Annotated in this window: 20 protein-coding genes; 12 read left to right on the forward strand and 8 right to left on the reverse strand. The window is 47.2% G+C overall.

Annotated elements, in window-relative coordinates; genetic code table 11:
• Window positions 1-39: 39 nt before the first annotated feature.
• Window positions 40-1,134 carry a PQQ-dependent sugar dehydrogenase gene (locus ACLWNV_RS13760; RefSeq protein WP_413585023.1) on the reverse strand — a complete coding sequence of 365 codons (1,095 nt, stop codon included), beginning with the start codon at window positions 1,132-1,134 and terminating at the stop codon, window positions 40-42.
• Window positions 1,135-1,300: 166 nt separating this feature from the next.
• On the opposite strand from ACLWNV_RS13760, the gene ACLWNV_RS13765 reads away from it, so the two are divergent.
• From ACLWNV_RS13765 to ACLWNV_RS13775, 3 genes are all read left to right on the forward strand, one after another.
• Complete coding sequence (locus ACLWNV_RS13765) at window positions 1,301-2,863, forward strand: hypothetical protein (RefSeq protein WP_413585024.1); 1,563 nt, start codon at window positions 1,301-1,303, stop codon at window positions 2,861-2,863.
• A 95-nt stretch (window positions 2,864-2,958) separates the two neighbouring features.
• On the forward strand, window positions 2,959-3,693 hold the full coding sequence (locus ACLWNV_RS13770) for a TIGR02147 family protein (RefSeq protein ID WP_413585025.1): 735 nt from the start codon (window positions 2,959-2,961) through the stop codon (window positions 3,691-3,693).
• On the forward strand, window positions 3,690-5,354 hold the full coding sequence (locus ACLWNV_RS13775; RefSeq protein WP_413585026.1) for an ankyrin repeat domain-containing protein: 1,665 nt from the start codon (window positions 3,690-3,692) through the stop codon (window positions 5,352-5,354). Before ACLWNV_RS13770 ends, ACLWNV_RS13775 begins: the two co-directional genes overlap by 4 nt.
• Before the next feature lie 4 nt (window positions 5,355-5,358).
• On the opposite strand, the gene ACLWNV_RS13780 is transcribed toward ACLWNV_RS13775, so the two are convergent.
• The gene (locus tag ACLWNV_RS13780) at window positions 5,359-6,795 is read right to left on the reverse strand and encodes a RecQ family ATP-dependent DNA helicase (RefSeq protein WP_413585027.1); all 1,437 of its coding nucleotides are present in this window, start codon (window positions 6,793-6,795) and stop codon (window positions 5,359-5,361) included.
• A gap of 184 nt (window positions 6,796-6,979) precedes the next feature.
• Here ACLWNV_RS13780 and fusA point away from each other — a divergent pair, with 184 nt between their 5' ends.
• On the forward strand, window positions 6,980-9,088 hold the full coding sequence (gene fusA / locus ACLWNV_RS13785) for an elongation factor G (RefSeq protein ID WP_413585028.1): 2,109 nt from the start codon (window positions 6,980-6,982) through the stop codon (window positions 9,086-9,088).
• Window positions 9,089-9,475: 387 nt separating this feature from the next.
• Here the strand turns inward: fusA and ACLWNV_RS13790 are convergent, their stop codons facing one another.
• On the reverse strand, window positions 9,476-10,027 hold the full coding sequence (locus ACLWNV_RS13790; protein ID WP_413585029.1) for a CAP domain-containing protein: 552 nt from the start codon (window positions 10,025-10,027) through the stop codon (window positions 9,476-9,478).
• Between the two features lie 114 nt (window positions 10,028-10,141).
• Window positions 10,142-10,798 (reverse strand): hypothetical protein, encoded by a 657-nt coding sequence (locus ACLWNV_RS13795; RefSeq protein WP_413585030.1) that lies wholly within the window; start codon window positions 10,796-10,798, stop codon window positions 10,142-10,144.
• A gap of 221 nt (window positions 10,799-11,019) precedes the next feature.
• On the opposite strand from ACLWNV_RS13795, the gene ACLWNV_RS13800 reads away from it, so the two are divergent.
• The 3 genes from ACLWNV_RS13800 (at window position 11,020) to ACLWNV_RS13810 (ending at window position 15,064) form a co-directional block, all read left to right on the forward strand.
• Complete coding sequence (locus ACLWNV_RS13800; RefSeq protein WP_413585031.1) at window positions 11,020-14,292, forward strand: kelch repeat-containing protein; 3,273 nt, start codon at window positions 11,020-11,022, stop codon at window positions 14,290-14,292.
• 80 nt (window positions 14,293-14,372) lie between these two features.
• Window positions 14,373-14,600, forward strand: coding sequence for a glycine zipper domain-containing protein (locus ACLWNV_RS13805; RefSeq protein ID WP_413585032.1), 228 nt, complete (start codon window positions 14,373-14,375; stop codon window positions 14,598-14,600).
• A 2-nt stretch (window positions 14,601-14,602) separates the two neighbouring features.
• The gene (locus ACLWNV_RS13810) at window positions 14,603-15,064 is read left to right on the forward strand and encodes a hypothetical protein (protein ID WP_413585033.1); all 462 of its coding nucleotides are present in this window, start codon (window positions 14,603-14,605) and stop codon (window positions 15,062-15,064) included.
• A gap of 75 nt (window positions 15,065-15,139) precedes the next feature.
• Here the strand turns inward: ACLWNV_RS13810 and ACLWNV_RS13815 are convergent, their stop codons facing one another.
• Both ACLWNV_RS13815 and ACLWNV_RS13820 read right to left on the reverse strand, forming a co-directional pair.
• Window positions 15,140-15,436 (reverse strand): hypothetical protein, encoded by a 297-nt coding sequence (locus tag ACLWNV_RS13815; protein ID WP_413585034.1) that lies wholly within the window; start codon window positions 15,434-15,436, stop codon window positions 15,140-15,142.
• Between the two features lie 179 nt (window positions 15,437-15,615).
• Complete coding sequence (locus ACLWNV_RS13820) at window positions 15,616-16,401, reverse strand: dienelactone hydrolase family protein (RefSeq protein ID WP_413585035.1); 786 nt, start codon at window positions 16,399-16,401, stop codon at window positions 15,616-15,618.
• 214 nt (window positions 16,402-16,615) lie between these two features.
• On the opposite strand from ACLWNV_RS13820, the gene ACLWNV_RS13825 reads away from it, so the two are divergent.
• Genes ACLWNV_RS13825 through ACLWNV_RS13840 form a run of 4 tightly spaced genes read left to right on the forward strand, consistent with a single transcriptional unit; the run spans window position 16,616 to window position 19,034 of the window.
• Window positions 16,616-17,656, forward strand: a complete 1,041-nt coding sequence (locus ACLWNV_RS13825) for a CNNM domain-containing protein (protein ID WP_413585036.1) — start codon at window positions 16,616-16,618, stop codon at window positions 17,654-17,656.
• An 8-nt stretch (window positions 17,657-17,664) separates the two neighbouring features.
• Window positions 17,665-17,979 (forward strand): divalent-cation tolerance protein CutA, encoded by a 315-nt coding sequence (gene cutA, locus ACLWNV_RS13830; RefSeq protein WP_413585037.1) that lies wholly within the window; start codon window positions 17,665-17,667, stop codon window positions 17,977-17,979.
• 40 nt (window positions 17,980-18,019) lie between these two features.
• On the forward strand, window positions 18,020-18,538 hold the full coding sequence (pyrE, locus tag ACLWNV_RS13835) for an orotate phosphoribosyltransferase (RefSeq protein ID WP_413585038.1): 519 nt from the start codon (window positions 18,020-18,022) through the stop codon (window positions 18,536-18,538).
• Window positions 18,539-18,551: 13 nt separating this feature from the next.
• Window positions 18,552-19,034 (forward strand): hypothetical protein, encoded by a 483-nt coding sequence (locus tag ACLWNV_RS13840; protein WP_413585039.1) that lies wholly within the window; start codon window positions 18,552-18,554, stop codon window positions 19,032-19,034.
• Here the strand turns inward: ACLWNV_RS13840 and ACLWNV_RS13845 are convergent.
• A complete protein-coding gene (locus tag ACLWNV_RS13845) occupies window positions 19,031-20,182 on the reverse strand; it encodes a DcaP family trimeric outer membrane transporter (protein WP_413585040.1) in 1,152 nt (383 codons plus the stop codon). The two genes, ACLWNV_RS13840 and ACLWNV_RS13845, sit on opposite strands and share 4 nt — an antisense overlap.
• A 126-nt stretch (window positions 20,183-20,308) precedes the next feature.
• Complete coding sequence (locus tag ACLWNV_RS13850; RefSeq protein ID WP_413585041.1) at window positions 20,309-21,160, reverse strand: TIGR02147 family protein; 852 nt, start codon at window positions 21,158-21,160, stop codon at window positions 20,309-20,311.
• A gap of 155 nt (window positions 21,161-21,315) precedes the next feature.
• On the opposite strand from ACLWNV_RS13850, the gene ACLWNV_RS13855 reads away from it, so the two are divergent.
• Complete coding sequence (locus ACLWNV_RS13855) at window positions 21,316-21,699, forward strand: hypothetical protein (protein ID WP_413585042.1); 384 nt, start codon at window positions 21,316-21,318, stop codon at window positions 21,697-21,699.
• Window positions 21,700-21,718 lie beyond the last annotated feature (19 nt).

Below are 21,718 nucleotides of genomic sequence, written 5' to 3' on the forward strand. Positions count from 1 at the left end.
GATCTGGAAAATCAACAGAGGAATGAAACCTGGTCAAACTTACTTTCCTTTTTTTGCCTTATAGCTAAGACGATAAATGACTCCTGCTTTGTCGTCAGAAATCAGGACGGAACCGTCCTCCATCACTTCGACATCTACAGGGCGGCCCCACGCATCTCCGACCTGCAGCCAGCCCTCAACCAAAGGTTTTACAGAGGTGATTTTCCCATCTTTTACGAAGGCAAATCCCACCATATAACCTTGAGGCACGCTGCGATTCCAGGAACCGCGTTCAGCATAAATGATACCGCCTTGATATTCAGAAGGAAACATTTTCCCGTTATAAAAACGCATTCCCAAAGCAGCCACGTGGGCTCTTAATTCGGCTTCCGGCGGAGTATAGTCCTTGCAGTCTTTCCCCTTACCGAATTCCTTATCCAGGATGTTTTTGCCATGGCAAAAAGGAAAACCGAAGTGCTGTCCCACCGTCGTCAGATGATTGATTTCATCCGGCGGAAGGTCATCTCCCATCCAGTCACGTCCATTATCCGTGAACCACAAATCTTTTGAGACAGGATCCCAATCAAAACCCACAGTGTTACGCACACCCTCAGCAACGATTTCTTTAGAGGTACCATTGACATCAATGCGATAGATGCGGCCGTACTCCGTTCCCATATCACAGATGTTGCATGGGGCACCGACCGGAACGTAGAGTTTGCCATCAGGACCGAAGCGAATGAACTTCCAGCCATGATGCGTGTCTTTGGGAAATTTTTGCGTCAAGGTACGAACTGGTTTTTGTGGCCCGGTGACATTCGCAGGCACATTGAATTCCAAAATGTCTGCGATTTGCGAGACATAGAGTTTGCCATCCTTAAAGGCCACGCCATTCGGAGTATTGAGCTTTTCGGCAAAAATCTGCGCTTTACCATTCTGAACCAGATAAACATTGTCTTCAGATCGATTGCCCACAAAAAAACGCCCACCCGGAGCCTGCGCAATGGAACGCGCATTCGGAACCGTAGCCCACACCGAAATCTCAAAACCCGGCGGCATTTTTAATTTTTCAATTGGAAGCTTTTCTTTTGCCTGGGCACTGGCAATCATCCCAAGGCACAATACCGAAATCCAAAAAGACTGTCTCTTGAACATAAGCACCTCTTGTTACACGGCTTGGGAACAATCTAATTCAGCCTGGCATGGATGTCACTCTGTCGGGAATTGTCACATTCCCAAATTTGGGAGCACATTTTTTCAATCAAAACCGATTGGTCTTTGAAAACCAAACTTCCTCGCTATCCTAAATAGAGGAGGATGTATGTTAACACGTCGCGCTTCAATGGTCTTGATCTCAGCAACAATCCTGGTTTTCCAAAGCCTAAGTTTTGCGGAAGAACCTGAGTCTTTTCCCTCTAACGTTTCCTATGTTAATGAACCAGGCAGGGTCTATGGCGACTACCCGTCCGCAATTGATAAAGCATTTGAGCACATTGCTTTTAGCACTCTTAAAGGGAATGGAAACAACAACGCAAAAAACAGTCTGGACATTATGAACCGCATTTATACTCCAAAATACGGTGAAGCCTTCGTGGACAAAAGAATTGCATTTGCAAAATCTGGCATCGACCTAAAAGGTCCTGCTGTTCTGAATCAAATCTATCATGCTGGAAAAGGATATCTGGTACACGTCAAATCCCCAGGGTCGGGAATAGTTGCTCTTTATTTTGAGGGTTTTCAACCGGAACGCATCGCTAGTATTCGCGATAAAATCGTCTCTAGTCTGAGGAATGAAAAAGGATTTGCTTTGCACGCGACTCCTCTTATGAACAAGCTAAATTTTTTTCAAACTGTAGCCTTGAACATGGCATTTGCTGAAACCCCCGATGTCTGTGGGGGCTACTTTGGTTCAACACCGGGAAAAAGTCTTTCAAATGCCTCCTTTGAAAAACTATGGAACTGCACCAAGGGATTTGCCGGCGGGGTCTGGGACAGTACCGGCGGATCCGTGGCTAGCGTGGCAAAAGGTGTTTACAATGTTGTGGTCCACCCCATCGATACTTTCAACAAAGCATCCGAAGAATTTGACAAATTAAAGGCTGTCATGAGTGACCTGGAAGGTGCCTTTGGCGAATTTAAATCCACATTTCAAAGACTGCCTGAGGAAGTAAAAGTGAAAATCGGTTGTGAAATCGTAGGCTCAGTAGGAACATCCGGCTTAATCACCTACTTCACTGCTGGAGGAGGAAGCCCCCTTCTTGCGAAATCCATCGCACAAGCCGTCACCAAAGTGGGTAACCTGATTCCAGGCAACTCTGCCATCAGGACGAAAACTCTGAAGCTCGCCGAGCAGATGAACAAAAAAGCTGCAAGCCGTACTAAAATTGCTGCGCACCTTAAACAATCTCAAGCTGAGTTGACTGAATATAACAAACAGTTCGATAAATTTGTCGATGATCTTGGAAAATTCTATGCCCAGGGAAAAATCACTGACGACATGGATATAAAAGCGGCCCTGCCTCAGATTAAATTTCCAGACGATCTTGTGACCAAATTTGATCCGACCAATCCTTTTATATTTGATGACATGAGTTCTTATCTTATGAGCATTCAGAAAACAGATCCCGAACTTTATAAAACAGTCAGCAAGTTTATAGATATTCGGGGTATGTACGTACAAAAAAGAAACTTGAAACTGGTCTACGATGACGCTGTGGCTTGGCGAAAAAAGTGGCTGCAAGACAACAAGCCAGGCTCCCCAGTTGCTGCTTCTGGCGCCGCCATTGCCAGCACCTGCACCGCAGCAGCGTCCATCGGCAATCAGGTACGCCGCTCCGGCACTGCTACGTCGGGAGCCTCTAGTAAATCTCCAGGAATTCGGTAACCGGGGTGATCCCAAAAAATGGGATCACCTTGTTCCAATCTGATTTGACTTCATTTCCTGTTCTGACTATGCCCTTCTTTAAAAGAAGGGCATCCATGATCGATCTCATCAAATCTGAACTCTTGCGTCGCAAGCGTGATAACAAAAGCTACTCCATGCGTGCATTTGCCGAGTTTCTGGATATTCCGCCTGGACGCCTTTCTGAGCTGCTTTCCGGCAAGCGCGCTCTTAGTAAAAAGCTGAAGCTAAAAATCGCGGAGCGCCTGGGTTTAACGGATTTGGGTGAGCTTCTTGAAACCCCGGCCCATCATCTGACTTTTTCAGACCGGCCTGACTATCATTTTCTTTCCAACGATGCCTTTGCAGTTCTGGCTGACTGGTATCATTTTGCAATTCTCTCTTTAGCTGACACGAAAGATTTCCAGCCTAATCCAAAGTGGATTGCCAAGCGTCTTAATATTTCAAACCTTGAGGCCACAGAGGCCCTTGCGCGCCTTAAAAAAGTTGGCGCCATCGAACACAACGGAAGAGTTTTCAAGAAAACCAACAAGAATGTGACCACCACTACCGACCTCGAGTCACAGGCATTGCGTATTTCTCATCGTCAAAGCATCGAACAAACCCTGCTGGCGCTGAATGAGGTGCCTATCGAACTGCGCGATATCACCAGTATGACGATGGCCATCAATCTTAAGAAACTGCCCTTGGCAAAAAAAATCATCAAGGAATTCCGTTTACGAATAGCGGATCTTCTGGAATCTGAAAATCAAACCGAAGTTTATAACTTAAATGTCCAACTGGTGCCGGTTTCGACACGGAGAAATGTATGAAATTCGCAATCGCTCTTCTTATTTGTTTTGCCTCTCCGCTGGCTAACGCCCAATCCTTGTTGGGCAATGACCGTGGCAACGGTGGCGACCCCTGCGAGTTAAGTTTTATCAGCATTCGCAACGACATTCGCCAATGGATTATTCGGGGCGGCTCCGCAGTCCTTCAATTTCCTGCAAACTTAAGCTTAAATCAGTACAACACCTCGATGGTTCAGCAAATTGACAGTGCAGTGATAAGCTGTACTGAAGAAAAACTGACGATCGGCTCCTCCGAAAAAACCTGCGTGAATTACCGCGACAAACAGGGCCGGCCCATGATCACCTGCAACCTTCGTCGCTTCACTGAAGCTGGTGAAGCTGCCCAGTATGTTCTGGTTCATCACGAATATGCCGGACTCGCAGGAATGGAAGTCAACAATGGTGAAGCCTCGGATTATCGCATCTCCAGTCAGATTTCCGTGTCTGTGATTAAACCACCGACACCAATCCAATGCCTTATGGACAGCTCTTTACCTGACTCTCAAAAACTGCTGGCGGCAATCTATAAAGACGATGTGAACTGCGTAAAATTTCTGGCACCCCTGATGAGTTTGAATCAGGAGCAGTTAACCAAAGACTATTTTCCCAATCAGTCCTGGGGTTATTCAATGCCGCCATTGTCTTTCGCTGCAGTACTTGATCGCACCGAAGTCATCAAAGCACTGCTTGATGCCGGGGCCTATATTCATATTGAATCCCAAGGAACTCATCCGGTGACATTCGCTGCGAAAAGTAACGCACTGAACGCCCTGCGCCTTCTGGTACAAAGAGGTGCGTTTATCAATTTCACCTCACCAAACAGCTTTAATCCGCTGGCGGCAGCTATCGCCAACATCAAGGACACTTCGATTCCCCTAAACAAAACTTACGAGACTGTGAAGACCATCCTGAGCTTGGGTGCAAACCCCAACCTTCTGAGTTTTGGCAAATCTCCTCTGGGAGAAGTTTGCGAGTATCCTGCGTTCATCGATCTATTGATTTCTTTTGGAGGCAATCCCAGCGCACTCAACAGTATGGGGCGAACACCACTGTTCAACTGCTCGACGAAAGCTTGCGTTGATAAATTCGTTGCATTGGGTGTCGATGTAAATCTTCGCGATGTTCTGGGGAATCGTGCCATTGACTGGATCACAATTCCAGAAGTGATAAATGCGCTGGCTGCGAACGGTTCGAAACCGAAAACGAAAACGCATGCCACTCCAAAAGTTGGTGACCAGGCCATTTACAAAGTAACCATGAAGTCAAAAAGTAAAACTGTTGTCGCCACCTGGAAGTACGATCTGACCAAGATCGACAACAATGAGGATTCAGCAACTATCCATATTGCCCAGGAAGAAAACGGCAAAGTGAAAGTTCAGGAAATCAAAGCTCCTCTGGAGAGTCTCGCAAGCGACTTCTTCACGGAGTGCCGGACAAATCCAGATACGGGCTTCACTCCGGTTGATGTCACTGTTCCAGCGGGAACATTCAAAGCCTGCACCGGAAAGTACATCGACTCACCTCCGTCGCAACAAATGTGGATGGCTGCCGATGTTCCAATTTTTGGATTGGTCAAATTAGTTTCAAATGAAAATGGCACCCTATTAACCCAGGAACTTGTTTCTTTTTCATTGGGAAAATAAATGATCACGCTGTACAGATATCGCACTTGCCACAGGGAGTTTCATGCGTGTGACCGAAGTAGTGATAGATGTAATTCATGCGGCATTCTTTGTCCTGGGTAGCCCAGCGAACCATCTCCAAAAGTTTTGAATTTTGCGCTTTCAAAATCACTGGGCCATTTTCCGCAGCGAACTGCTCCTGCGTCGGTGCCTGCACGCATTGGTACGGAAACGGATCGTCGGATTTTGTCAGACAACCCCAGCGTTCCAAAATACTGACGGCGGCTTCCGCACGGAAATCGCGGCGGTTGCGGAAGTTCATTTGCTCTCGTAAAAAATCAAACTTTTCCTGATTCACGCGCAGGCGATTTTGCTCGATCAGATCATAAATTTTCGCGATGAATTCCGGATCGGGATGGGACCATTTTAAAAATTCCATCTGAATGCTGACATCATCCTGATCATATAAAAGATGACAGAAAGACTCCTGCCCGTCGCGCCCGGCTCGGCCCACTTCCTGGAAATAACTTTCCAGAGCACTGGGAATTTCCGCATGCACTAACAAGCGCACATTGGCTTTATCAATTCCCAACCCGAAAGCAGGCGTCGCCAGCATCAACGGAGCTTCCTCAGCAATAAAAGCCTTCTGATTGCGTTTGCGATCCTGTGGTGAAAGATCACCATGATAAACCAGATGATTGACTCCGGCGCGGCTTAGTTCCGAAGAGATCTTGCGCAAAGTTTGAATCAAGGAACAGTAGACAATAGCTGATCCCGGCTGCTGATAGCGCAAACCAATGATCGCACGAATCTTGTCGTCGATTCCGTAAAGATCGTGCACTCGCAGCGCCAGATTCGGTCGTTCGATTCCGGCCGAGATGATCGGCGCATCAGGAATATTTAGTTTTGTGAGAATATCTTTTTGCACTTCCGGAGTCGCAGTTGCTGTCAACGCCAGTGTCGGGGGATTCCCCAACAAAGCACGGAACTCCCCCACCCGGGAATAATCCGGTCGGAAATCATGCCCCCATTGGGAGATACAGTGCGCCTCGTCCACGGCAAGAAGCTGAATTTTGCGACCCTCGATGGCTTTTAAAAATTCCGGTTTGCGAAAACGCTCGGGCGTCACGTACAGAAGTTTAAAATCGCCTTTCGCCAAACGTTCCTGGCGCGACTCGCGCTCATCCCGCGTTAAAGTGGAATTCAGGCACGTGGCTGGAATTCCCAGATCTTTGGCTTTCAGGACCTGATCCTGCATCAGCGCGATCAGTGGGGAAATAACGATAACGAGGCCGTCTCGGATCTTGGCTGGGAATTGAAAACACAGGGATTTTCCCATTCCCGTCGGCATTAATGCGAGCAGGTTTTCATCTGCCCACACTTTGTGCAAAATAGCTTCTTGTTCGCCCCGAAAAGCGCTAAACTCAAAATTCCTTTTCAGGAGATCGTGGAGGTCCATCATGCCACCAAGCTTACGCTAACCCAGCCCCCAGAGGTACGCCGTACCTTTTGAAATGCAATGTGTCATTGTTATAGGCTGGGCCCACCATGCGAATCTTATTTTGCATCTATATGTAATTGATGATAATTCGAGTACTTTCAAATTAGTAACTAAGACTTAAACGACCAATAAGAAGGGTAATATTATGTCCAAAAAGTGGAATATTGATATGGTCAGAAACATCGGTATCTCGGCTCACATCGACTCGGGAAAAACGACTACTTCTGAGCGTATTTTGTTCTATGGAGGCCGTATCCACGCTATCCACGAAGTTCGTGGTAAAGACGGCGTCGGTGCAACGATGGACTCCATGGATCTAGAGAGAGAAAAAGGTATCACTATCCAGTCTGCGGCAACGCAAGTTCACTGGAAAGATTATACTATCAATTTGATCGATACACCGGGGCACGTTGACTTCACAGTTGAAGTTGAACGTTCACTTCGCGTTCTTGACGGTGCGATCCTATTGTTGTGCGGCGTTGCCGGCGTTCAATCTCAGTCCATCACAGTTGACCGTCAAATGAAACGTTACAACGTTCCTCGTTTGGCATTCGTTAACAAATTGGATCGCCAAGGTGCGAACCCATACCGTGTTACTGATGCTTTGATCGAAAAATTGCGTTTGAACGCAGTTATGATCCAAATCCCAATCGGTTTGGAAGATCAACACAGAGGTCACGTAGATTTGACTGACATGAAAGCGTACATCAACGAAGGCGACAGCGGCGAAAACGTTGTTGTTGGCGAGATCCCACCGGATCTAGTTGAGACTGCTAAAAAATACCGTCAAATCATGATCGGTAAATTGGCTGACGTTGATTCTGCTATCGAAGAGAAATTCTTGATGGAAGAAGAGCCAACAACTGAAGAAATCCGCGCGGCTATCCGTAAGGGTACTATCAGCTTGAAATTGGTTCCTGTTCTTTGCGGCTCTGCCTTTAAGAACAAAGGTGTTCAACGTTTGATGGATGCAGTTACATACTATCTTCCGTCTCCTGCTGAGAAAAAAGAGCAAGCTCTTGATCTTAACAAGAACGAAGAGAAATTTGACTTGTTCCCAGATCCAGCGAAACCATTGGTTGCTCTTGCGTTCAAACTTCAAGAGACTCCATTCGGTCAGTTGACTTACATGCGCGTTTACCAAGGTAAAATGGGCAAAGGTGATTTCATCATCAATCAAGTGAACAAGAAATCTGTTAAGATTCCTCGCTTGGTTCGTATGCACTCTGACAAGATGGAAGATATCGATGTGTCTTACGCAGGTGACATCGTTGCATTGTTCGGTATCGACTGTGCTTCTGGTGACACTTTCTGTGACGACAAAATCCAGGCTTCTATGCAATCCATGCACGTACCGGATTCAGTTATCTCTTTGGCAGTTGCTCCTAAGGACAAAACTGCTGCGAATAACTTCTCCAAAGCGTTGCAAAAATTCCGTAAGGAAGACCCTACTTTCCGCGTTCACCGTGACGAGGAATCAAATGAGACTATCATCTCTGGTATGGGTGAGTTGCACTTGGAAATCTACGTTGAGCGTATGAAACGTGAATTCAACTGTGAAGTTATCGTTGGTCAACCTCAGGTTGCTTACCGTGAGACGATTTCTGCTGCAGCTGATTACGATTACACTCACAAAAAACAAACGGGTGGTTCGGGTCAATACGCGAAGATCGTTGGTAAAATCAACCCTCTTCCAGCACAAGAAGACGGCTCTGTGTTTAAATTCACAAACGCTGTTGTCGGTGGTCGTATTCCTAAGGAATTCATCCCAGCTGTTGAAGAAGGTTTCAAAGAACAAACTGTTAAAGGTCCATTGATTGGTTTCCCAATCGTTGGTGTTGAAGTTGTTCTTGAAGACGGCGCATACCATGACGTCGACTCCTCATACATGGCGTTTAAAATCGCTGGTATGGCGGCTCTTCGTGAAGTTTACGCTGCTGCGAAACCAACAGTTCTTGAGCCGATCATGAAGCTTGAAACTGTAGTTCCAGACGAATATCAAGGTTCAGCGGTTGGTCAAATCAACCAACGCCGTGGTACTATCGTTGGTACAACTGCATTCGATGGCAACTGTGTTATCGAGGCGGAAGTTCCATTGACAGAAATGTTCGGTTACTCAACTGACCTTCGTTCTGCAACTAAAGGTAAAGGTGAGTTCTCTATGGAATTCGCGAAGTACGCTCCAGTACCTCGTAACATCCAGGATGAGCTTGCTAAGAAATACCAAGCTAAGCGTGCAGCTGAGCAGAAGTAAGCCGTAAGGCTTATCCCGCCGTAGCTTTAGCGAAGGCGGATCTCTTTGATGAGAATCCAAAGCCCTGGTGGAAACACCGGGGCTTTTTTTTTGCCTTTCCCTGGCTTCGGTTCGAGCCTGGGCCTTGTGAAGAAGGCCGTTCTTCGTGTCGGCACGCCTTCCAGGCTCAACGGCGCCCGCCCTTGGCGGGTTCGCGCATCCATGCGCCGCCGAGGCCGCACTACGCACGGTCCTCTTCACAAGTCCCCGTCTCGTTCGACGTTCTTGTTTATGGCAGAATAAAATCCCCGGTGTTTTTGGAGATCTGCGGTTTTTGCGTGGGTGTTTGGAATTACTTCTGGAGAATTGGAGAGTGGGCCTGTCCGCCGTAGCTTTGGCGTAGGTAGATTATCTATTTGTGTTTGAGTAGAATACTTGGGTGGAGTAGCCGTTGTAGAGGCCTACTCCGAAGGAGCGGTAGCTTTGGTTTAGGATGTTGGCTCGGTGGCCGGGGCTTTCCATCCAGCTTTGGACTACTTGGGTGGCGGAGTAGCCTTGGGCTATGTTTTCTCCGCAGCCGGAGGCTAGGCCGAATCTGGTGCAGCGGTTATAGAAAGTTTCGTCGGGTCTGGTGTGGTCGAAATAGCCGCGGTCGTTCATGTCTTTGCTTTGTTCATAGGCCATTTGGGTGCAGGCTTGGCAGTATGCTAAGGCGGCAAGTCCGTTTGCTACTCTTTGGGTGTTGGTGGATTTAAATACCAGGCAGGTGTTGGCGTCCATTCCGTAGCAGCCGTCGGTGCCTGCGGGTGGCGTGGGATCGATGACTGTGCTTCCGCCGTTGCTTCCTTGATTGGAGCTTCCTTCATTCACTGCTGCGGAGCTGGCAGCGCTGAGGGCGCCGTTTCCACAGGCGGTAAGGCAGGACAGACTTAAGAATAAAAACGTTAGCTGCAACTTCATGATTCAAGGATATCTGCTTCAGGGATGATTTGCGTGAAAGTTTCTGCTCGCATTCTCACCCTGAAGCTGATTATCAAACTGACTGACTAAAAGCTGCGCAGTTTTTTGGAACTTCTAATATTGGAAACTTAGTAAGAGTGATGATGAGGCAATAGTGCCTTCATTCTTGGACGTGCCTGTGGAGTCAGACATATTCAACTCCGTCAAAGCTGAGCGCCCCAGAAATTCAATCACGAAGTTATCACCGAGGAACCATCCCAATCCCAGATGAGCACCGACGCCGTTTTTAACTTCGACTGTTCCAACAGAGAGTGGTGCAGGTTGAAAAAAAACGAACGTATAATTTAATGCCAGCGGAATAAATAAATTTTCCCAACGATAAGCTGTCCCAACATAAACATTCTGAACCTGATATTTTGAACTGGATTGAATGTTCGTTGAAGACAAGCCATTGACGGTCACTTTCTTAAGCTCGCGCTGACCAGTGTACTCGTAACCACTAACAAAGCCCCAGCTATTTTGCGGAGTTCGCCAAGCCGTCAAAGAAAATGCAGCGGACCCTTTGTATTCCAGTTCAACAATATTGTGGTAGGTATTTCCGGTACCCGCCTCTGTATCCGTGCCTTTTAAATTCAAGGTCAACAGGGGACTGTAACCCAATCCGACACCAAATCTCCAATCAGATACTCTCTTAGAGTCCGAGGAACTTTCGGCGAAAGCTGAACTGTTAATCGCAATTACCCAAGTAAAAATCAGAACCAATAACTTCATACAACCCCCACAAGATAAATAATCTATAGTTTATTTAATGAAAATCAGTTCTGATTTCTTTGGACGATGGTCTTGAAAGAGAAGTGTCTCAAATAAAGAAAACTTGATCACTTGAATGCAAAATTCCATCAGCTTCATTTAAAGCGATTTAAATGAATCCAAAACAAAGATCCAACAACTTTTGGGTTCAAACAAAATCCGTATTATGCCGATAAATTATCATGAACGTTTTTTTGAGTCGCATCCTGAACATCTCGATATTGCTGACTTTCTTGGGAATCCTCTCAGCGTGCACACTTGAGCTCAGTTTTTATGAAATGGATCAAATACCCTCGCTGCAGCCTGCTGGTGTTTACTCTTCACAAGCCTCACGTTCACTGTATCCAAACTCCCGTCGCGTGCGTAACACCTCAACCACTTTGGCTGATGGTCGCATACTTGTTGTGGGTGGCACTGTTTTAAATGGACCTAACCCCGCGATGAAGGAAGTAGAGTTTTTTAACCCTACAACTTTGCGCTGGTCATCGGCTCCCCCAATGGCGGAAGCACGATCTCGCCACACGGCTACGATGCTGTCCAATGGAAAAGTTTTGGTAGTCGGTGGTGTTGATATATCAACTTACAAGGCTACTGCCGAATTATATAATCCGGCGACAAATTCCTGGAGCTCGACAGGATCCCTGTCAATTGCTCGCGCTAATCACACTGCCACGCTTTTGGGAGACGGGCGCGTTTTAATTGCGGGCGGTCACATCAGTGACTCGACTTATACAAACTCTTTGGAGATCTATGATCCCGCCACCGAAACGTTTAGCAATGCTGGGACGTTGCCTGCGGCGCGCTCGCGACATGCGGCGGTTCTTATGCCTAACGGTAAAGTATTTATCGTTGGAGGAGGATCCACCACCGGCAACGTACTTACAGACACCGAGATTATCAATCCAGGCGTTGCACCTGCACTTCCCACTTTGGAAATCACAAAACCCACTCTTGGATTAGGACGTAACGACCTGACTGCGACCGTGCTAAAAAATGGTTATGTTGCCATAATTGGCGGACTCACCCAGGCCTCTGCCGCTTCTGCACTTGTTCATACAATCAACCCTGATTCACCAGCAACGTTGAACTTTGGCACTCCCCTTCCCACCGCACGATGGGGACACACAGCAACTGTAGTTAACGGTGTTCTGGTCGTAACAGGCGGTTTCTCCGATGGCTTTGGCGCAGCAGCGCTGAGTGATTCTTTGATCTACACCCCCGATGGAACATTTGGCACTTGGACGACGCTTGGCACTTTGAAAAACGGCGTGCGTGCTTTGCATACCGCCAATGTGTCTGGCGACTATCTGGTTTTATTGAACGGAACAACTCACACCAGCTCTCCAGTCAATCTGGCCGAAAAAATTGACATGAGTTCGTTCACATGGAAACGCGAAGGAAATCTGGCTACAGACCGTGCGGTTCATACGACGACACTTCTGCAGAACGGAAAAATTTTGGTGGCAGGCGGTCTTTCGCAAAATGCCTCCACAGCCACGCCATTGGATTCCACAGAAATCTTTGATCCCGCAACAGGCCTTTGGACTGCAGGCCCCACTCTGCCGGCCAAACGACTTTGGGCTCAAGCAGTCCGCCTGAATGACGGCAAGGTGTTAATAGCCGGGGGACTGGACGGCTCGTACAACAAAACTGCGACAACAATGATTTACAATCCTACGTCGAACTCTTGGGCCATGGGACCATCATTGACTGTTGCACGCGTGGGGAACTCTATCCACCTACTGCCTGATGGGAAAGTGATCGTCATGGGTGGCTTTCCTGATCCTGCAGGCTCCCCACCCACCCACAAAACAGAGATCTTTGATCCGGCAACAAATGCGTGGACCGCGGGACCCGACATGCCAACTCCGGTGGCAGAATATCCATATGTCACCTTACCCGATCAGAAAATTCTGATTGTGGGTGGCGCAAATTCCGCTGCTGCCAGTTCTGTGACAAACGTTCAGACATATGACCCGGCGACAAATTCGTTCGCGGCTATGGCACCGATAAATACCGGTCGCTATCAAGCCACGGCTACACTTTTACCTACAGGAAATGTCCTGGTCACAGGCGGATTGAATTCCGGAAATATCCTGGCCACCACAGAGATTTACAATGTCTCGGGCAATTCCTGGTCTGCGGGCCCATCCCTTGGAACTGCTCGTCGCGCCCATAGCGCCATAGCACTGCCTAGCGGAAAAATTCTGGTTACCGGAGGAGTGGCAGTCACTGGCAGCCCTTTGATAGGCGCAGCTTCTAACGAAATTTACGATTCAGGAACCAATACCTGGTTCACTGACCCAGTAAGCAACGACCATGTTCACTCACTGGCGACCCTCGTAAAACTCGCTAATGGAAAAATTATTATTGCTGCCGGTGTTGATCCGAACTATTCGTCTGCATTTACTGAGTCGTATATTGAAGATCAAAATTCAGGCGTTGCTTGGACAGGTAACACTGGATTACTCGGCGGTCGGGTCGGAAACACGACGACGTTAATGAAGAATGGAAAAATTCTTTTCACGGGGGGACAACTGCTTGCAGAAGCTGCCTCTTTGACAACATCCACCTCCGTCTACGACTCAACTACCAACACGTTTACTGCAGGTCCGAACATGGTAGACGACCGTGTATATCACACTGCCACTTTACTGCCTTCCGGAAAGGTCTTCATTGCAGGTGGCATGAGCTTCTCAGTCGGTGGAGCTTCATCTACAGGACAAATATATGATCCTGATTTGAACTCCCTCACCACCGTGGCCTTGCCAGTCGGACGCTATTTCCATACTGCTCTGGTCATGCCTGATGGAAAGCTCTTATTAACTGGAGGTATAGACTCCACGGGCAATCCATCTCTGCAAAATGACGTATATGATCCCGATACTGGTACATGGAGCACGCTGGCTCCGCGTACTGCTCCATCCGCTATTGATACGGCATTCACTATCAGTGATACAGAGATCATATTTATCGGGGCGTTTGGGGGTTCGAAGTATGATATTAGCACTGACACATGGTCCACTTTGGCCAGCCCTTCCTTTGGCAGAATGCAGGCAGTAGTTGCCAAGTTGCCTTCCGGAAAAATCTTCGTGACCGGCGGAACAGACGGCGGGACCGGCAACGCTCTTGCCGCTTCTGAAATATATGATCCCACTACCGACACATGGTCCACAGCAGCCAGCTTGGATATGACTTTGGTTTCTTTCTCACACCAGTTGCGTCCTGACGGCAAGGTAGTGGTCATTGGTGGTTTACAAGACAGCGCAGCCACCACCGCTCAATCCACTGTCAGAGTATACGACCCGGAAACAGATCAGTGGAGTTTTGGTGACTCACTCACCGAAGGACGCGCATTTTCTTCTTCCGTGTTAATGCCGGACGGTGCCATCGTCGTTTTCGGTGGAACCAATTTGTCTTTTGGTATGCTGCCATTCTGGGAAACTCTTCAATAGAGATTCCGGTCTAGGCGATGGTCTGGAAGGACTTAACTTCGTCTCGTTTTATACCGAAATGATCCATGGAGAAAAACACCATGGATCGTGATCAACTTATTGAAGAAATCAAAAAACAGATTTTGGAAGAGCTCAAAGGGGCCGCATCTCCTTTGACTGACAAAATTTCTGCCGAGCAAAAAGCTGAAATGATGGAAATGAAAAACTCTGTGGAATCTTCCGTGAAGGAAAATCCGTGGATGGCCGTGGGTATCGCCGCTCTAGCAGGCTTTATGATTGCTCGCCTTCTTTATCGCAGGGATGACTAGTTATGATGAAGTTCATTTTGCCTTTACTGTCTTTCCTGATTGGCAATGCCAAGGGACTTATTAAAGAACCTGCAGAGGCTTTCTCTTTGCAACTTGCGATGCGTGTTCGCTCACTCACCACTCTTTTGGTTGCGGTGATCGGTTCGCTGGCTTTGGGTTGTGTTGGTTTGTCGCTGTTTATCGCTTCTATCGCAGCCCAGTTGGATAAGAATGAAGAATTCCATGTCTCGGCTGGGATGGTGGTTTATTTGGGACTTACTGTTGTTGCGTTGGGTGTATTGGTCTATTCCCTGCGCAGTAAAACGTGGATGAAGAGTTTGGGCTTTGAGGAAAAACCTCAACAGACCACTTCTTCTGGTAGTGGCAAACGTTCCGGCGCTTTAGAAAACGCAGTGGCGTTACTGGTGATGGATTATATCGACGAAAGAAAAAACCGTCGCGAAGAAAAGCACCATCAATCTTAAAATCCTCAATTAGAAAATAAAAAAAGGCAGCTTGTTGGAAGCTGCCTTTTTTATTGATCACTTGGATGTGATTTTTTAGTAACCGTTGCCACCGTAGTAGCCACCGTCTTCGTCATAACCGCCGCCGTAGCCGCCGCCATCATAGTGTCCACCGTCGTTGTCCTGACGGCTGCCATCTTCGTAACCACCGTTACCGTAGCCACCACCATCGAAGTCACCGCCGTTACCGCTGCACTCGTAAGATTCTTCACGAGCATCACAGCCTTCAGCTGGCTCTGCAGAAACAACAGAAGCTTGAGATTGATAGAATGCGGATGCTGTGAACGGAGCCAATAACGCTGACGCCACCAAAGCCATAACAAGTTTTTTCATTCGAAACCTCCCATAATTAAGATCCCCACTGCATACCACACAGAATCCCAATAACAAGGTACGGACACACTTTTGGTAGCATTTACGCGTCATTACCGACAGGAAATTCACAAATGATAAAAGGTACGGACTTACCTGACACACCTTTGCTACCAAAAGTGTGTCCGTACCTTTTTGAATTACTTTTTAATCGGAGCGACTTCGTTTAGGAAATCCATGAAGTGGGCCCAGGAACGGTGATCGGCTTTTTCATTGTAAGCGACACCTTTGCTTGGATCATTGCCGGCACCTTTTTGCGTGAAGGCATGAACTGCGTTTGCATAGGAAATAAATTGATAGTCGACTTTGTTTTCATCCATTTCTTTCATGAACGGCATTACCTCTGGATTTACGCCTTTATCCAAAGCTCCGTGGGCGATCATGACCGGGCCCTTGAAGTTTTTTGCATCAGCCGGAGTAGGATTTGAAAGTCCACCGTGGAAACTTACGAAACCTGCAGCTGGCACTCCCGCACGTCCCAACTCCAGGGCGCCTGTGCCACCGAAGCAATAACCGATCACGACGATGTGTTTGGCATCGACCATTTTGTTTTTCTTAAGCCAGTCAAAAGCAGCCTGCCCGCGGGCGCGATAAAGCTTGCGATCGTTCTTGTATTGGCCGGCAAGTTTCCCGGCTTCCTCGGGTGAAGTTGGTCTGACACCTTTACCGTAAATATCGACGGCAAATGCCACGTAGCCTTTCTCAGCCAGCATTTGTGCGCGCATTTTTTCGTTGTCGCTCAACCCCATCCATTGATGAATAATCAAAACCGCTGGTCTTGGCGTTTTCACTGAATCATCGTACGCCACAAACCCTTCAAGGTTGGTTTTACCCTCTTTGTAATCCACGTTTTCAGTTTTAATAGCGGCCACCGCCGATGCCATTGTCATAAAAAACACCACGCCTGATATAATTGCTTTAAACATGCTGAACCCCTTTTGATGTACGACAAAAGTCTATGTAGAAGGCCTCGTAAGGTCAAAAGTCCCACCTCAGCTGTGATAAAGAACACCTGAGGAACCTAGCCCTGCGCGTTATAGACAGCCTCCTTCGGGGGTATGCTATTATAACCGCAATGGAATACCACAGGCCAAGGCCATCTACATTCTCCCTTTCTTATAGAAATCTGATCATTCAATTATGACATTACTCGTAGTCTTACTCGTCGTTACTTTAACCGTATCGTTTGTTTGCTCAATGCTGGAAGCAGCTTTGTTAACGTCCACTTCTGCATACATTGCCGTTTTAGTTCGTGAAAACCGCCGCAGTGCCAAGCTTCTTGAACACTTGAAAGAAAATCTGGATCGCCCTATTTCCGCGATTTTGACTTTGAACACTTTGTCGCACACGTTGGGTTCTTCCGCGATCGCTTATCAGGTGCAGGCCATTTATGGCGAGAGTGCCGTTACAGCGGCGTCTTTTATTCTGACTTTTGCGATCCTTGTTCTCTCTGAGATCATTCCAAAATCCATTGGTGCAGCTCACTGGAAAGCTTTAATTCCGTTCACAGCTTACACAATTCAGCTGATGATCCTTTGTTTGTATCCTTTGGTAATTATGTCTGAGTACCTGGGACGTATGTTCCAACGTCGCAGCGAAGATCCGGAAGTAACTCGTGAAGAAATTCTGATGACGGCCGAGATGGGCGCTGAAGAAGGCACCTTGAAGGGCAAGGAATCAAACATCATTAAGAATCTTTTGATGCTGGATAAGATTTATGTCTCTGACATCATGACTCCGCGTTCAGTGTTCTTTGCATTGGATAAAGATCTGACTGTCGAGGAAGTATTTAATAAGTACAAACCTTTGCGTTTTTCCCGCATCCCGGTTTATTCCGGCAGCCTTGATAACGTGATCGGCATGACTTTCCGTTATAAAATCCATGAAGCCCTTTCCAATGACCAGCACGAAAAACTGGTGGGCGACCTGGTGACACCAATTTCTTCAATCCCTGAGCGCATGACCGTTTCTCAAGTCCTTGATTATTTCATCAAAGAAAAAGAGCACATTGCACTCGCTGTAGATGAGTATGGGATCGTAGCTGGTTTGGTAAGTTTGGAAGACGCCGTGGAAACTCTTTTGGGAGTGGAAATCGTCGACGAACTTGATTCTGTTGAAGACATGCGTAAGTTCGCCCTTGAACAGTGGCAGCTGCGCAAACAAAAGCTTCGTAAGAGCTAATCCCGCTTATGCAAATCTATTACATCCCCTGCCCTGATCAAAAGAGTGCCGAACACATCGCGCGCACTCTTTTGCAGGAAAAGCTGATCGGTTGTGCGAACATCATTCCCGGAATGAGTTCCATGTACTGGTGGGAGGGGAAAATAGAATCCTCCAACGAGTTTATTCTTATTCTTAAAACGGTTGAGAGTTCTGACGCAGGTAAGAACCTGCAAAAACGTGTTCTTGAGCTTCATCCCTATGATGTGCCCTGCGTGATGGCTTTGAATGTCGCATCAATCAACGATTCTTTTAAAAACTGGCTTGAACAAAGTCTTAAATAATTCCAAAGTTAACTTCCGAAGGCCCTAGCCGGAGGAAATCATGACTCGCGCAGAACTTGCTAAAAAAATCTACGACATCGCTCACTTGACTGGGGAATTCAAACTTCGCTCAGGCCAAATCTCAAACGAGTACTTTGATAAATACCGCTTTGAAGCCCAACCGAACCTGCTTCGTGAAATCGCCAAGCAAATGGTGGCATTGATTCCTCCAGGCACTGAAGTGCTGGCAGGTCTTGAAATGGGTGGCATCCCTATCGCTACCGCGCTGTCTTTGGAGACCGGCATCCCCTGCGTGTTTGTTCGTAAGGAAGCGAAAGAATACGGCACCTGCAAGTTTGCTGAGGGACTTGAAACCAAAGGCAAAAAAGTTTTGGTGATTGAAGACGTTGTCACGACTGGGGGCCAAGTGGTGCTATCAACGGCGGATTTGCGCTCGATCGGTGCAGAAGTTTCCCACGTGCTTTGTGTTATTCACCGTGGGCCGCAATTTCCAGAACCAAAACTGCAGGAAATCGGTGTAACGTTGTCGCCGCTATTCTTAAAGGCTGATTTTAAATAAACCCGGGGACTGTATGAAAAAGATTTTGGTATTTGCATCGTTATTTTTCACCGCAGGGATTGCCCAGGCTTGCGTGGGATTTTCTGGAGCTTACTCGACGTTTCGCCCCGTCGCTGGCAAATACCACGTTGTGGTTTTGGAACAAAACGATTGCAAGACCGTTGCGGTGGGATCCTTTCAACTGGATCAACAAACCAGCGTCGTTTCTGACGAACTGGAACCGAAGATTTTTTATACCGACAAAGACAACACCAAAAAATGTGAGCTATCGAGTTGCCGCGTTTTCACCACGACTCCAAAGGGACTGGAATTCGCAGAAACAGCTTCGATCTATATCAACGGCACAACCTGCAAATACGACCGCGTCGCTTGGGAACGTGTCGACATTTGGAATTTAAAAATCACCTACCGAATCATCGATTCTTCCTCGGCCTGCCGCCAGCTGGGCCGCAGTGCCAGCGTGATTATGAAAGACATCAAGCACGCTGCTCCCTAAAGCAGCGCCCACTTGTTATTGAATAGGTACTTGAAAGTGAATTGCAGGCGGTAATCTTCACCGCGGTCCCCGTTTTTATCTTCACGAACTCCGTACAAAAATTCTCCACCCATCAGGATGTTCTTGTCAGGTGTATAGAGCATATTCACTGAAGAGTACTCTCCGAACTTATAGGCATTCGCTGCCTGGAAATCAGTGTTGGTCACTTCCGTTTTTGAAAAGCCAATCGATGTCGCCCACAGCTCACTCCAATGATGATCATAATATACAACCCATCCCAGCAACGGCACTGCTTTGGCCTGCAGATCGCCTGGGGGACCATCGGCGGCAAGATCAGTACCTCCATCGTTCATGTAGTTTGCAATACCCTGGCCTGTGACCGCTGACAGAATTAACTTATTGGTGGAGCCAATCACATAGGAAGTAGAAATATTCAATCCCCAACCGAATACATTATCCTTGGGATCAGCACCCGCGACTCCTGGAGTATCAAAGCCCAAGTACCTAACGATACCTGATACGCTTAAGTGCCCCCATTCAGGACTGTAGCGATACTTCGCTGAAAGATCCGGAGCCTTATTGTCTGCACTGACCGCCCCTAAGGAGCCATCTAAATCCGCACTGGGATTTTCCAATGCCACAGAAACAGTATTTAAACCCGCAACCGGAGTATACCTGATTTGTGGAGTTCTGATGAAGACCATCCCGGTGGGCCCCCAGTAGTCTACGATATTGGGGAAGCCATCAATGTCCATGAAGTTGCTCCAGGTCTGACCTGCCAGCACAGTTCCCCATTCACCATAAGCATGACGAAGACGAGGCGTAACCTTACCCGCGTTGTCGCCCACTCCGAAAAAATCAAACTCGATGCGTGCTTTAAGATTCTGACCTGCAGTGGGCCAACTGCCTTGCGCACCCAAGCGACTTTGTCTGGGACTTAGGATGGCTTGACCGTCACTGCCAAATTGACCGTCTTGAGTTGGAATTGTGGAAGGTCTAAATGTGCTGATCCATTTGGGATCCGTTCGTTTAAAATCCTGAACGTAATCCAACTGAGCGAATCCGTAGATTTCAAAATCTGCGAAAGCAGAAGCTGAAGTCAAAAGACCCATTAACAGAATACCCACCGACCTTGTCATTGCCGTCATCGCTTAAGTCCTTTCAAATTGTTCCCAAAGGCGCAATTTTCAAAAACTTTCGGCATTTGACAAGAAACTAGATTGCAATGTGGTGTTTAGCAAACCACCACCCCTGAATCTTTCGTTCCAGCAATCCTACTTTTTGGTTTTATCTTTGTCCTGATGGTCCACTCTAAAGAAATCGATATTCAGGCATGCCACCTGCTCGGCCTCGCCGTAGCTGGCAAGATTATCTGATATATGTTTGATCCAATCCTGCAATTCACGGCGAACTTTTTTAAAGCCGCTTTCTGAAATCGATAGCGGAGCCGTGAACATCAACTCTTCGTCATTGATGAAGTTTGCGCGCTCGACCGCCCGCAGACGCCAGTTGGTGTGATGTTGCTTTAAAAATGGTGAGCCCTTAGGCACGAAGGTTCGCTGCGTGCCCATTTCGTAAAGCAATCCGGTCTTTTTCAAAAGCTGTCGTTGTAACAAAAATTCCACCACTATATTGATTTCATTCGCGGGAAACTCTGCAAACGCATGATGAATTTCCTCGATGCGCTTGCCCTGCCCCACTGAACAAAATAACCGAATTCCCGAATAGATCCACGAAGAGTAAAACTGTCCCTTGTCTGCGTCGCTAAGCTCTGTCGTTGCAGACACCGCCTTACCGACTTTCAAAGATTCTTGCTTTAGCGCTTCCAGTTTCTTTTTAAAATGCTTCTTAACTTCGTAGTGAGAGGCGCGCTCCCAATCGACAAGGGTAAGCCAGTATTCCATTTCAAGTTCCGACCACGAGAAGTACCGGCCAATAAGATAGGCCTGATCCATCGTAATAGTCTTTACCCCCGACAAAAACTGACTGACCTGAGGTGATGCCACCCCTAAGTGCTCGGCCAGCTGCTTGACCAATCCCCGGCCCTTCTGGGGCTGGGAGGTTATAAAGCTACGGAGTAGTTTTGAAGTCTCATTTTGGGTAAAAATATCGAATTCTTTAGCCATAATAAATCCATTATAATCAATATTTTAACAAAGAATAATAACTTATCGGCTATTTTTATCGTTACTTGATAATAACTCTGCTATCGAGTCGCGCGGCGCAATGCGTTATTCTCCATGCATCAGATTGAGACAAAAACTAACGAAAGGAATTAACCATGAAAGCATCCATTACGAAACTTGGACTTACCGTATTGAGTACCCTATTGGCTTCGCAAAGCTTTGCCGGCGGTGCAAACGTCGACTTAACTTATAAAGTGTCGGGCCCAACGAATGAAATTGGCGACGAAAACACACTGACTTTAACACCTGACGGAAAAGTCGTTCTGACTCAAATGTCTTTGGATAGAGAGTTGTTATGCGAAGGTACTTCGCGTGAAAAAAATGGCGTTATGTTTGTGCTTGGCACTTGTTCTGATTCCAGCAAATTTGAAATGTCGATTGATCTTAATGACGTCAAGGACATTGGGTACTTCCGCACGACGGTATTCAGTACGAAAATTTATCCAAAAGCTGTGCAAATGGAATTTTTGCTACAGTAAAAAACCTTAACCCCAAAAA

The sequence above is a fragment of the Bdellovibrio sp. HCB274 genome, from assembly GCF_047306075.1.
GTDB lineage: Bacteria > Bdellovibrionota > Bdellovibrionia > Bdellovibrionales > Bdellovibrionaceae > Bdellovibrio.